This window comes from Paraburkholderia sp. PGU19 (genome assembly GCF_013426915.1).
Taxonomy (GTDB): Bacteria; Pseudomonadota; Gammaproteobacteria; order Burkholderiales; family Burkholderiaceae; genus Paraburkholderia.
Map to the genome: position 1 here is coordinate 1,473,007 of NZ_AP023181.1, position 13,024 is coordinate 1,486,030.

The 13,024-nt window shown below is 59.9% G+C and carries 12 protein-coding genes; 6 read left to right on the forward strand and 6 right to left on the reverse strand.

Translation table 11 applies throughout. From position 1 onward, the window contains the following. Positions 1-170: 170 nt before the first annotated feature. From H1204_RS36325 to H1204_RS36340, 4 genes are read right to left on the reverse strand one after another with little or no spacing between them, the layout of a single operon-like run. Positions 171-923 carry an aspartate/glutamate racemase family protein gene (locus H1204_RS36325; protein ID WP_180733537.1) on the reverse strand — a complete coding sequence of 251 codons (753 nt, stop codon included), beginning with the start codon at positions 921-923 and terminating at the stop codon, positions 171-173. Positions 924-937: 14 nt separating this feature from the next. Further along, positions 938-2,353, reverse strand: a complete 1,416-nt coding sequence (gene hydA / locus H1204_RS36330) for a dihydropyrimidinase (protein ID WP_180733538.1) — start codon at positions 2,351-2,353, stop codon at positions 938-940. A gap of 10 nt (positions 2,354-2,363) precedes the next feature. Further along, complete coding sequence (locus H1204_RS36335) at positions 2,364-3,092, reverse strand: aspartate/glutamate racemase family protein (RefSeq protein ID WP_180733539.1); 729 nt, start codon at positions 3,090-3,092, stop codon at positions 2,364-2,366. A 38-nt stretch (positions 3,093-3,130) separates the two neighbouring features. Further along, entirely contained in the window at positions 3,131-4,426 is a 1,296-nt protein-coding gene (locus tag H1204_RS36340) for an MFS transporter (RefSeq protein WP_180733540.1), read from the reverse strand. A gap of 286 nt (positions 4,427-4,712) precedes the next feature. Here H1204_RS36340 and H1204_RS36345 point away from each other — a divergent pair, with 286 nt between their 5' ends. Continuing rightward, positions 4,713-5,351 carry a GntR family transcriptional regulator gene (locus tag H1204_RS36345; RefSeq protein ID WP_180733541.1) on the forward strand — a complete coding sequence of 213 codons (639 nt, stop codon included), beginning with the start codon at positions 4,713-4,715 and terminating at the stop codon, positions 5,349-5,351. Positions 5,352-5,512: 161 nt separating this feature from the next. Here H1204_RS36345 and H1204_RS36350 read toward each other — a convergent pair whose 3' ends face one another. Together H1204_RS36350 and H1204_RS36355 are read right to left on the reverse strand one after the other, a co-directional pair. Next, positions 5,513-5,932 (reverse strand): DUF3830 family protein, encoded by a 420-nt coding sequence (locus tag H1204_RS36350; RefSeq protein ID WP_180733542.1) that lies wholly within the window; start codon positions 5,930-5,932, stop codon positions 5,513-5,515. A gap of 188 nt (positions 5,933-6,120) precedes the next feature. After that, on the reverse strand, positions 6,121-7,776 hold the full coding sequence (locus tag H1204_RS36355) for an extracellular solute-binding protein (protein ID WP_180733543.1): 1,656 nt from the start codon (positions 7,774-7,776) through the stop codon (positions 6,121-6,123). A 213-nt stretch (positions 7,777-7,989) separates the two neighbouring features. Here H1204_RS36355 and H1204_RS36360 point away from each other — a divergent pair, with 213 nt between their 5' ends. The 5 genes from H1204_RS36360 to H1204_RS36380 all read left to right on the forward strand — a co-directional run bounded on the left by H1204_RS36360 (position 7,990) and on the right by H1204_RS36380 (position 12,997). After that, positions 7,990-9,009: a sugar ABC transporter substrate-binding protein gene (locus H1204_RS36360; protein ID WP_180733544.1), complete on the forward strand. Its 1,020-nt coding sequence runs from the start codon at positions 7,990-7,992 to the stop codon at positions 9,007-9,009. A 20-nt stretch (positions 9,010-9,029) separates the two neighbouring features. Next, positions 9,030-9,803, forward strand: a complete 774-nt coding sequence (locus H1204_RS36365) for a TIM barrel protein (protein WP_180733545.1) — start codon at positions 9,030-9,032, stop codon at positions 9,801-9,803. Between the two features lie 84 nt (positions 9,804-9,887). Continuing rightward, complete coding sequence (iolG, locus tag H1204_RS36370) at positions 9,888-10,898, forward strand: inositol 2-dehydrogenase (RefSeq protein ID WP_180733546.1); 1,011 nt, start codon at positions 9,888-9,890, stop codon at positions 10,896-10,898. A gap of 551 nt (positions 10,899-11,449) precedes the next feature. Further along, positions 11,450-11,731 (forward strand): hypothetical protein, encoded by a 282-nt coding sequence (locus H1204_RS36375; RefSeq protein ID WP_180733547.1) that lies wholly within the window; start codon positions 11,450-11,452, stop codon positions 11,729-11,731. Positions 11,732-12,547: 816 nt separating this feature from the next. Continuing rightward, positions 12,548-12,997: an ester cyclase gene (locus H1204_RS36380; protein ID WP_180733548.1), complete on the forward strand. Its 450-nt coding sequence runs from the start codon at positions 12,548-12,550 to the stop codon at positions 12,995-12,997. Positions 12,998-13,024 lie beyond the last annotated feature (27 nt).

The following is a 13,024-nucleotide window of genomic DNA, read 5'->3' on the forward strand; positions in this document are numbered from 1 at the left end:
AGCCGTTTCCCCTGTCGCAATGCACTTCACAAGGTCAAAACAAACCACGAGCAGCCGACGTCGGCGCTTTCCGCATGTCATTCAATCGACAGCTTGAAATGGGCATCGAAGCGACGACGTCGGACTGGCGTACTCGCGAAGAGGTGGAAGATCCATCCGGAAGGGGCGAATTAGCCCGTCTGGCCACTGCCCAGCAGCCGTTCAAGCGGTTCAGGCAGACCGCGGTTCGGCTTGACTGGCGGTTGGGCGAAACTGCCTTTCGTCGCCTTTTTCGGACCCAACCGGATAAGGCTCTCAAGCTGGGTAACCGCGCTTGACACACCATCCACTACCGGCACCGACAGTTCGTTACAGATCTCACGTGCTAACCCTGCGAGAGGCGCACCGGCGATGATGATGACGTCGGCCCCGTCAACCTCGACCACCTCATTACACAGTGCCTTCAGTCGTCCGGCGTAGTCCTGCTGCACGCTGCCGATGTCGCGCAATGGCTCGTCAAGCGCGCGGATGCTGGCGAGCCGGCTCGCCAGATGACTGCGCTCGACGGTCTCGCGGTACCACGCCTTGATTCGCGGCGAGATCGCGATGATCGAAAAGCGCTGCCCGAGCGTCGCCGCAGTCATCAGTGAGGACTCGGTCAGCCCGACTACGGGCGAATCGATCAATTCCTTGATGCCCTGCAGCCCCGGGTCGCCGAACGCGGCGACCACGACACCATCGTAGGTACCGTGGCGTTCGGCCGCCACGCACGCGGTCGCGTACGCGCCGACGAGCGCTTCGAAGCGTGTCTCGATGTACGCAACGCCGAACGGCGCAGTCGCGATCTCTATTTCGGTGCCGGGCGAGGCACTGCGCTGCGCCTCCGCCAGGATCAGCGTCGAGACGCTTTCGGAGATATTGGGGTTGATTACCAGGATCTTCATACTGCTTTCCGATTTCAGAGGTCGAGATACTGCGGTTTGCCAGGAGCGAGAAACCGGCCCCGGCCCGCTTCCGGCTCGAGATAGCGGCCGCTCTCGACCAGCAGTTCGCCGCGTGACAGGCAGTGCTTCGGCCAACCCTGGACGGTTCGGCCCTCGTACGGTGTGTAGTCGACGTTGTGGTGCAGCGCGTCGTTCGCGATGGCCACCTGCCTTGACGGGTCCCACAGCACGATGTCAGCGTCGGCACCGACCGCGATCGTTCCCTTGCGGGGATAAAGGCCGTACAGCTTCGCGGGGTTCAGGGACGTCAGTTCCACGAACTTGTGCAGCGACAGCTTTCCGCGGCTCACACCATCGAACAGCAGCGCCAGTCGCGTCTCGATGCCGGGGATACCGTTCGGGATGTGTTCGAACGAGACCTCTTTACCGCCGGGCTTCTTGCCCTGCGGATCGTCGAATGAGAACGGCGCGTGGTCGGACGAGAACACGCTGAATACGCCACGCTTTAGCGCGCTCCACACAGCCTTCTGGCTGGACGTGTCGCGCGGCGGCGGGCTGCAAACGCATTTGGCGCCGTGATAGCCGTCTTCATGGCCGAGATCTTCGGCCGTCAGGTAAAGGTACTGCGGGCAGGTCTCGGCGTAGATGTTGAGGCCGCGTCGCTGCGCCCATTCGATCTGCTCGATCGCATCCTGGCCCGACACATGGACGATCAGGATGGGTACGTCGACGAGTTCGGAGAAGGCAATCGCACGGTGTGTCGCCTCTCGCTCGACTACGGCCGGGCGCGAAAGCCCGTGATACATGGGCGCGTAGTTTCCGGCTTCTGTGAGCCTGTCGGTCAGCCACGCGATGCAATCCGAATTCTCGGCATGCACCATGACCAGCGCCTGGTTGCGGCGTGCAACGTCCATCACCTCGAGGATCTCGCGGTCGCTGAGCTTGAGATCGTCGTAGGTCATGTAGATCTTGAAAGACGTGTACCCAGCCGCGATCAGTTCAGGCAGTTCGCGTTCCAGCACCTCGGGCGTCGGATCCGAGACGATGAGGTGGAACGCATAGTCAGTCACCGCGCGACCATCGGCGCGTTGATGGTAGTCGGCCACCGCGGCTTTGAGCGATTGCCCCTTTGCCTGTGCGGCGAACGGGATCACCGTCGTGGTGCCGCCGCACACAGCGGCGCGAGTGCCGCTCAGGAAGTCATCCGCCATCTTCAGCCCGTCAGGCATGGGTTGATCGAGATGGCAGTGCGCGTCGATACCGCCGGGCAACGTCAGCAGGCCGGTGGCGTCGATCTCGCGCCTGCCTGCGTCAAGATCGCGGCCCAGCGCTACGACGATGCCGTCCTTCACGCCAATATCGCAGTTGAAGCGCTCGGACGCGGTGACCACGTCGGCGTTGCGGATCACCAGATCGTACACGGTTGTCATGGCAGGTCTCTCAGGCAACTTCGGAAAACAGGCGACCCCAACCCGCGAGCCGCGTCGTATCGTAGCCGGCGATCTTCAGCGACTTCCACACCACGGTAGCGATCGTGTCGTAGAGCGGGATGCCGTGATGCTGCTCCACTTCTGAGGCCAGATGCGCGGCATGCAGGTTGGTGCAGAAGGTGACAATCGCCTCCGGGCTTTGCCTCGCGACTTCGCGAATTTGTGTGCGCAGCGTCTCTTCCGTTACTTCGGAGAACTGGAAGTTCACCTTCAGACCGAGATGGTTTTCGGAAGAGCAGTCGATGCCGTTCTCGCGGTAATTGGCAACGATCTTCTGCTGGACCTCCTTGAGGTACGGGGTCACCAGACCAAATTTCCTCACGCCCGTCTTGTCCAGAATCTCGTTCAGCGCCAGCACCGACGTGGTCGCGGGGATACCCGTCGCCTCCTCGATTTCGCGGCACAGGCGGCGGTCGGTCTCGAAGCCGAGCCAGCCAGATGAGGTTCCATTCCACGCAATCACATCGACATTGGCGTCTGCGAGGAGTCTGGCAGCCTGAATGATGTTGGTTGTATCGAATTGCCCGAGTGCTCTATCGGACAGCGAGATTTCGGTGACCGTGAAGCGCGAGAAATGCGCAGTGACACCGGGCAATTGGGCCACCATCGCGCTCGTAATCGGTTCGAGCGCGGTGTTGGATGACGGGGTAAGCATGCCGAGCAGGACGCGTTTGCTCATGATGAAGTCAGCAACCAGTTATTAAAGGTGAAGAAAGCTCAGACGGGCAACTTACGTTCGTAGTCGATCAGCGTCGAACAGACGAAGAGGCCTACGCCTGCGGCAGCAAAAAACATCAGGGCCAGAAAGTATGAGCCAGTAGTCTGCACGATCAGGCCAACGATGATCGGAACGAGAACTCCGCCGATATTGCCGCCCAGGTTCATCAGACCGCCGAGAAAGCCGATCTTGTTGCGTGTACCGAGGATGGAAGGCAGGCACCAGTACAGACCGCACCAGCGCAGGAAAAACAACGTGGAGGCGAGCAGCACCACCACCGTCGCCGGATTCCCGACATAGGCGACCGAGAAGATCGATGCTGTGGCCAACACGGCGGCGATACCGAACAGCGTGCGCATCACGCGATTAGGCGAACCGCCCGCTGCCTTCCACTTGTCGGCGATCCATCCGCCCGCCAGTTCACCCACGAAGCCACTGAAGAAGATCGCGAAACTCGCGCCGCCCATCTGCTGGATATTGAAGCCGTGAACCTTGTTCAGATAGTTCGGCATCCAGGTGAGCAAGCCGTAGAACAGCGAGTTGAAGCACATCCATCCGAAGAACATGCCCCATACCGAGCGATAGCGGAAGAAATCCAGGCTGCGGCCGCTGGCATGAGCCGGCTCGCTGCGGTGTTCTTCCAGCAGGGCCGCTTCGAGATAGTCGGCTTCCGCCTGATTCACTGCCGGGTGCTCGCGCGGGTTGTTACGGATGTAGTACCACGCAAACAGGCCGGCGAGCATGGTGCCCACACCCGCCACCACGAAGGACGTGCGCCAGGATCCGAACTCGCTGATCAACCCGGAGATGATCACCGCACCGAGTGCCGCCCCCAGCGGGGCGCCACCGTCGAGCAGCGTCGCGCCGCGGCCGCGTTCGTGCCGCGTCATCCACATGGCGTTGAGCTTGCCGCCCGCCGGGTAGATCGGTGCTTCTGCAGCGCCCAGACCCAGACGGGTGAGAATCAGCGCAGGGGCCGTCGTGCAGATGGCGGCAATGCCCTGAAAGAAGCCCCAGAACAACGTGGCGCACGCGATCACGATGCGCGGCTTGAAGCGGTCAGCCAGCATGCCGCCCGGAATCTGCATCAACGCATAGGTCCAGAAGAACGAGCTGAGAATCAGTCCCTGCACTGCAGGGGCGATGTGAAACTCCTTTGCGATCAGCGGCATGGCCACGGACAGCGAGGCCCGGTCCACATAGTTGATCGAAATAAGCATCAACATGATCAGAAAGACTCGCCAGCGTACGCCGGTCCTGACCTCGGCCTGCACGGCCGCATTTACGGTTCGCATCTATGTCTCCTCCGTTCGCCTGATCACGGCCTTCGGGTTTCATGTCTGTGACCGGGACCGCGCTCGGCCCGGTGCGCTGCATGCGCCAACGCAGTATATGATGCCTAATTATGAATTACAAGCGTCGTAATTCATTGATTTTGTGCGTTTTTTATTTTTGTAGATAGTCTGACGAACCTGTACGACAATTAAGCAAAGACGGAAGACACAAACGGAAACAGGCGACACGGACATGAAGTCACTATCGGCGGAAACACGCAAGCGCATCAGCCTGCGCGGCACGGGTATGTACGCGGCGATCGCAGAGCAGTTGCGCGAGATGATTCTCGAAGGGGAATTGCCGCCCGGCGACCATATCGACGAGAAAGCGCTGTGCGAACAGTTCGATATATCCAGAACGCCTTTACGCGAAGCGCTCAAAACGCTGGTGACCGAGGGTCACGTGACCCACCGGCAGCACATGGGCTTTCAGGTCGCACCGATCAATAAGGACGAGATCGCCGCCATCTTTGAAGTGCTGCATGGGCTGGAGGAAACGGCCGGACGGCTCGCTGCGCAGCGTATTGACGACAAGCAGATGAAGGTACTGCTGGAGCGCCATCGCACCATGGAAACCTATCACCGCGATGGCAAACGCACGGCCTACTACCGTGCCAACCAGAAAGTGCATCAGCAGATCGTCGATGTCGCCAGCAATCCTGTGCTATCCGACATGTACGCGTCTTTGATGAGCAAGATCCACCGCGCGAGAGGCGCGGCCAATGCAGATGTGCTTCGTTGGGCCGAGTCTCTTGGCGAACACAGTGAAATACTGGACGCACTGTCCAGACGCGATGGCGCGCGCCTGGCACAGCTACTGCGCGAACATTCGGAACACACAGCGGCGGAAGTGATGAAAGTACTGCAGGCCACGAGCGGGGATTAGCGAAGGCCCGCGAAACCCGAATGGGCGGGAGCCTCGAGTTTCCACTCTTCCCGCCCGGCCTGATCTTCGACAGACGGTCAGGCCATTTTTATTGACGCAGCCGCCCCGCCGGACAACAGTCGATCGTCATGGGAGGGGCTCACGGCTTTATCGATGAACCGCTAGTCGTCGGCCAGAGAAAACTCGATGTCCTGCGCGCCTTCCCACAGTACGAGTTTGCCGAACGCCTCAAGATGCTCATGGCCTTCGAGCAACGTAAAGAAGTGGTTGCCGGCAAGCTGACCCATTTTGCTCGCAAAGATCGAGCTGCCGTAGACGAACAGGAATTCCGTTTCGCTGAATCCGCCGGGATACAGGAGAATATCTCCGCGTGATGCGTGGCTGGTGTGATTTTCAAACGTGAGGCCGGTATCGAAGTCGCCCAACGGAATCCATACGGCTTCGCCGCTCCAGCGGGAATGAATCACTTTGTTCCTGAACGGCAGCAATTCAATGAAGCGCTGGCAGGTACGCGGTGCTTTTTCTTCTTCCAGCCGGCCGACGAAGCGGAATGGGCCGGCGTTCACGATGATCTTTTTCATGTTGTCGTTGAGAGTCGAGTGCGCATTGAGGGGCCGCCGGTCCTTGTCGACCGGGTGGAGTTGAATGCCGTTTCATGTGCAATTTGACGCTGTTACAGACGACTTGTCGAGCATATTGACTATAGCTTGAAGCATACGTGACCGTGTCCCGACCGGCTTTGCAGGCTTCCCCAAGACGCTTCCGCACCCTATCGCTTCCGCCTGCGTCCGTTCGCCAGCGCGCGCTGGAGCGCCCCAAGTCCTTTGCGTATGTCCTGATCGCCGCCGAACAAAAGAAGTTCGAGATGGTCGCTCAAGGTTTGCGTCATATCACGGTAGTTCGCGAGAGCCTGCGACGGGATCGTCTGGATCTGCCGGTCACTTGCGAGTCGATCGATGACCGCAATGACGCGGTTGCGTTGCTTGACGTAGCGGTCTTCCGCCACGCTTTGGCGGGCACTTCCCGCAGCACCGTGCAGCACGAAATATTTCGTGAGCTCGGACGACGTCAGCGTCTCGATGGCCCGCCATGCCCACCTCGCAGCAGGTTCCGGATTGCTCGCTGGAATCGCGAGCAATGCACCGCCGAGCGGCGACAGGGGCACCATGTCAGATGCGTAAGTGGGGTGAAGCTGCAGTCCCACGCGCCCGCCCTGTTGCAGCAACGCGTGACTATCGAGCACGCCGTAGCGGTTCGACCAGTGGTAGCACATAGCCGCCTTCCCGGCACCGAACAGCCGCGCATTGCGCGCCCAGTCCAGACTGCTCACGCGAGCAGGAGAAAATGGAATCAACGCGCGGAGGTATTCGATGACGTGCCGGCCCATCGCCGTATCGACCTGCAGGACGCCATCATCGAATTCTGCTGCGCCTTGCGCGCCGAGAATTTGCAGGAACGTTTCCGCGATCGGCAAACCCGGCGCTGCACTCCACGTAATGCCCGCACGCCCGAGGCGCGGCCGATGCATACGCTCTGCGATACGAAGCACATCGTCGAAACTGCGAGGCGGATCAAGTCCTTCAACTTCCAGCAAATCCTGCCGGTACCATAGAAAGTCCACGGTGGGCTGCAGTGGAATGGCGTATAGCTTTCTGTCGAACCAGCTTGCCGCCCAAATAGCTTCGTAGAAGTCCGCTCCCGAAAAATTGCTTTCGGCCTGCAGGTTCTCGAGTTCAAGCAGATGTCCGTCCCTCGACAATTCCGCGAGCCACGGGAACGGAATCGCGATGAGCAAGGGCGACGTCTCATCCCGCGCGGATTCGTCCGTGAGCACCTGATCCAGCCTCGCGCGATAGTCGACCTGCGGAAACGTCAGTATCCGCAAGCGATGACCGACGAAGCGCTCGATATCCGGCCGTTTGCGCTTGAGGATGTCGAACACGGGGTCTTCGTAAGCGACGAGCGTCAACTCGACGATATCGTTGAACCCGGCACTCGCAGGATGCGGCCATGCAACCCCGGCGTCGCCTGCGCGACTGAGCTTGACGGCGTCAAAGCGATCAAGCGTGCCATCAGCCGTCGCGCCAACGATCATCTGCACCGTCTGCTCGGTGATTCTGTCCACGCGATCGAGTAACCATGCAGACGGGACGATGGTCGCCCGGCTACCCAAGCCCGATGTCGCGCGAAACTCGAGCCAGCCTTTCGCTTTCAAGGCAGATATGATCCGGCGCGCGCTGGTCCGAGGCAGTCCGGACAGATCGGCAAGTACGGTGATGCTCACGGGCTGATCTTGCAGATGGCTCTGCAAGAGCGCGGACAGAACGGGCCAGACGGCCTGCGCCTCATCGCCGAGTTCAGTGCGCAATATCTCTCCCGCCCGGTCGAGCACGGCGATGGCCGCGAGCCGGTCATGGGCATGCATAGCGTGTCTCCCATCTGGAAGAGTGTTCGTAAGCCCATGATAAACATAGTAATAACCATTTTGGCGATATTATTGCGGCGATCGCCTGCTGCTCCTGCCCTACGATTCATCACAGACCGAAACCCAACCGGCGATGGACGAATCAACCGCAACCATGTTGCATGGGGCCCAAGTAAGCGCTAAAGCGCCAACTTGGGCCGACAGGAGACGAGCATGAAAGGAGCAGCAAAGCTGATCGCCGCGTTGGCGACGGTGGCATTCAGTGTCAGCGCACTCGCGGCGGGCGCGAGGTTTGTCGTCGTGTCCCACGCGCCGGATGCAGATCCGTTCTGGAACGTGGTCAAGAATGGTATTGCCGATGCCGGAAAGGATTTCGACGTTTCGGTCGACTATCGCAACCCGCCGAACGGCGACCTCGCCGACATGGTTCATCTGCTCGACCAGGCGGCTGCACGTAACTACGACGGCGTCGCCACCACGATCGCCGACTTCGATGTCGTGCGTGGCCCGGTCAAGACGATCGTCGCGAAAGGCATACCCGTCGTCACGTTCAACTCCGGCACCGCGAAACAGAACCAGGAACTAGGCGGACTGCTGCACGTCGGCCAGCCGGAATATCTCGCGGGCAAGGAGGCCGGGGAACGCGCGAAAGCTGCCGGTATCAAGCGCTTCCTGTGCGTCAACAACAACGCGACTAATCCCGATTCATTCGAACGCTGCCGTGGTTTTGCCGAAGCAATCGGCGCCGATTTCAAGACGTCGACGCTCGACTCCGGGAACGATCCCATCGAAGTCGAAAACAAGGTGTTCGCAGCACTGCACAAGCAGCCGGACACACAGGCGGTTTTGGCACTCGGTCCGACATCGGCGGTGCCGGCGATGCGCGCCATTCAGAAGCTTGGTCTCACCGGCAAGATCTGGTTCGCCACGTTCGACATGACGTCGGAAGTCGATAAAGGGATCAAGGCGGGAGCGGTGAAATTCGCAATCGACCAGCAACCTTACCTTCAGGGCTACATCCCGATTGCGTTGCTCGCGCTGATGAAACAAGACCATACGCGCGATATCCAGAAGGCAATCGCCACCCTGCAAGCCAATCCGAAATTTCAGCAACGTATCCGAACCTATGGACTCACGCCGCGCGTCCAGGCGAGCGGCATCGATACGGGACCAGGTTTCGTCACGCAAGAGAACGTCGGTCTCGTCGACAAATACGCAGGACAGTACCGTTGAATTCACTTGAGAGGGTCACCATGTTTCAACTGGCCGTATGCGCGGAAATGGTTTTCCGCGACCTCCCGTTCGCCCAGCGCGTCAGAAAGATTGCTGAACTCGGATTCCATGTGGAGATCTGGGACTGGACCCGACATGATCTCGCCGAATTACAGCAGACAGGCGCAACGTTCTCTTCGATGACGGGATATATCGAAGGCGACCTGATTACGGAAAGCGGGGCTCAGCGGCTAGTCGAAACGGCTGAGCAATCCATCGAGGCAGCGAAGCGCCTGCGCTGTCCTCGTTTGAATCTGCATGGTACGGGACTGGATAGCCATGGAATGCCCGTGAAGCCGACTCCATCGGTTACGGGACCGATGTGGCTCGCCGCCGTGCATACGCTGACGCGTATGGCGGAACTCGGCCGCCGCGCAGAAGTGGTGTTCTGCCTTGAGAACCTCAATACGGCCGTCGATCACCCGGGCGTACCGTTCGCCAGAGCCGCCGACACGCTTGCTCTCGTGGAAGCAGTCGACAGTCCGCATCTGCGCCTCAACCTCGATCTTTATCACGCGCAGATTGGCGAGGGCAATCTCATCGAACTCGTCCGAAATGCACTGCCTTTTATTGGTGAAATCCAGGTCGCCGATGTTCCGGGACGATGTGAGCCGGGCACGGGAGAAATCTATTACCCGGCAATCGCTCGCGCCCTGTCACAAGCCGGATACCGTGGCACTGTCGCGATGGAGGCATGGGCCAGTGGCGACGATGAACTGGCATTGCAACGGTTCCGGGAAGCCTTCTCGATCTGACCGTGCGAAGTCAATTGCCGTGAAACGGGACCTCACGAAACATGGCGGTCCATCGCTAACCTTCCTTGAACGGAACGATTTCAAATGCTAAACGTTGCCCTGCTGGGCGCCGGCCGGATCGGCCAGGTGCATGCCAAATCCATCGTTGCGAATCGCGACTGCAAGCTCGTCGCGGTATCCGACGTCGTCGCCGATGCGGCACACACGCTTGCCCATCGATATGGCGCGGAGGCGCGTCCTGTCGACGCTATTTTTGGCGATTCCGCGATCGACGCCGTGCTCATTGCGACATCGACGGACACGCATTCTGACCTCATCGAGCGAGCCACGGCCGCGGGTAAGTGGGTCCTGTGTGAGAAACCCGTCGATCTCTCGCTGGAGCGTGCGCTCCAATGCCGGGTCAAGGTGGCGAACACCGGCAAGCGCGTCATGATCGGCTTCAATCGCCGTTTCGATCCGAATTTCGCGGCGCTCAAGCATGCGCTCGATGCTGGGGAGATTGGCAAGGCCGAACTGCTGTCTATCACTTCTTTCGATCCGGCTCCGCCGCCCATTTCCTATCTCAAAGGATCAGGCGGATTGTTCCGCGACATGATGATTCACGATTTCGATATCGCCTGCTGGATGATGGGTGGAGCGCCGACGAAAGTCATGGCGGCAGGCTCATCGCTCGTGGATCCGGAAATCGGCGCGGCCGGCGACGTGGACACGGCCGTGGTCACGCTGACCTGGAAAGACGGTCGTATTGCCGTCATCAAGAACTCTCGCCGCGCCGGATATGGATACGATCAGCGAATCGAGCTGCTGGGTTCGCAGGGTCTGTTGTCTGCCGGGAACGTCCTCGAAAACACCGTCGAAAAAATCACGAGCGAAGGCACGCTAACTGCGAAGCCGGTGTACTTCTTTCTGGAGCGGTACATGCGGGCTTACGAAGCGGAATGGGCCGCTTTTGTCCAGGCAGTCAAGGACGACTCCGCCATGCCCGTCACGCTTGAAGATGGCATCGCGGCACTCGCCTGCGCCGAGGCCGCAGCGCGCTCTGCGCAGACCGGGGAGACTGCGACGATCCTGCCGGACATGCTCTCGGCGCGATGAACCTGTCTGGGAAGCGTGATGAACAGTGCGCGGCTCGCTGCAAAAAAGATCCGACAGGAAACGGAAGGCGTTCACAAACCTCACGACGCCGGGCCAACCGACAAATCGACCGTGCGCAGTGCTTCCCCTTATCGCCAATACCTCCGTTATCCTAGTTTTTGAGGTTTGACGATTCCCCGAAATCGTCGAGGGTGCTGGGAGTGTCACGCACACTTCCAGACCCTCGCCTTGTCGGTCTCCAGACAATGGCGACCGTTTTGACGACCGAGGTCAAGCGTACCGGAAGGGCCAACCATTGCAGAAAATGGGTAACGATGATGCAGAGTGCCAGGCCGAAACCACGCATGACCCGTCTTGACTGACCATGGTCGTCGCGGTCACTGATGGCCTCCGTCTGGCTTACCTGTCTTGCTTGCCGACGCGGTCACAAGCGCGTTACCGACCGTTACAGATAAGCGGCGACGGTTTCATTCGCCGGTGGATTGAGCGACTATCCTTCAAATGGCCATCTCACTGTCGGGTCGAATCGGCGAACCGAGGGAAGTCACATCATGAAGCACGCAATCTCACTGCTGGCAATCGCTGCGGCCGTCTGCGCACCCGCGTCAGCTTCGGCTCAAGCCAATGTGGGTGGCTATTACAACCCGATTCCTCCGCCGCCACCGCCCGTAGTCTATCAATCCCACTATGCACCACCGGGTGCATATGGGGCGCCGGGTACCTACGTCTATCAGTCCAATCCACCGCCAGTCGTGTATAGGGCGCCACCCGTCGTCTATGGCAATGGACAGGGCGGTGGCTGGCACAGGGGCTGGGAATACCACCGCCGCTGATGACGGACGACAGTTTGCGTTGAGGACAGCGCGCCGCATGGTTGCGTTTGGCCCCGATTGGTGTCGATTCCTGTCGTGGGCAAGACGAATCAACAATCGATGACATCAGTCGCACGCAGTCCTCGTCAGTCAGCGACTGCTGTTCATGTTCCCCTTCAACCGATGCTTTTGGCGCGTGCCACTGTCCGCTCCCGCGCTCGCCGTCTATCCGTCAGCCCTGGACTCCCTCGCAGACCCGTCGTCGAGGGCGTCTGGCACTTGGGAAAGCGACTCTTGTTCGACGGGCTCGATAGTGGCGGCGAGGCCAGTCGCCAGCCCGGCATGGCGTTCGAACAACGCTTTAAGTTCAGGGCGCAGTCCATCGCCGCGTTGGGCCGCGAGTGCGTGAAGCGATAGTAACGGCAACATGATCGGACTCCAGTCAATGAAGGACAGGCGAGCCGTACATCGATGATCGGATTGGGGACCGGGCCCCCACAGATGCAGGTGACGCGCGCACCCTTCTTCACCCGATGACCTCATCTACTGTGCGACTGCGTGAACACGATATGGCAGCCGCTCGCCACAGGCACTCCGATTCTTGCTGTCTCGTTGCTGCGAACACAAAGTAACGCCTGACGTCGACGGCTATGCCGTCTTGCCGTCCGCGCTCACGACACGATACGCGTAGAGACCATCGTCGCCTTACGCCGCAGTTGGGTCATCGAGTATTCCAGCAAGAAACGGGGGGCATCCGACTGCTTGCGCCCATATCGTTCAGGCAGAGGGAAGCGATTGCGTTTCTCTCCCCCAACTTCAGTCAATGAGGAATTCACCATGTCCAAGGAAGATGACAACAAAGCCGTCGTGGGGCGTTGGTTCACCGATTTCTGGGGCAAGACATGCAATCTCGACATCGTCGATGAACTTGCTGCGCCCGACATGCTTCTTCGATACTCGCTGCACGAACCGCGGCGTGGCCGCGAGGATATTAAGGCATTCATGTCCGATTTCCGCGAAGCGTTCCCGGACCTCAACTTCTGGGGCGCCGCTGATCTTATCGCCGAGGGCGACTATGTCGTCGGTCGCTGGGAAGGCGGTGGCACACATACCGGTCCGGCATTCAGCGATTTCCTCATCGGATCGTTACCTGCTGCGACCGGTCGGACAATGCGCTTCACCGGCACGACCGTGCTGCGGCTCAAAGACGGCAAGATAGTCGAAGAGATCGGACTGGACGACGGCGTGACCGCGCTACAACAACTTGGACTCATCAAGGTAGCGTGATCGAAGGCGCCGTGTTTTCGCAATCCC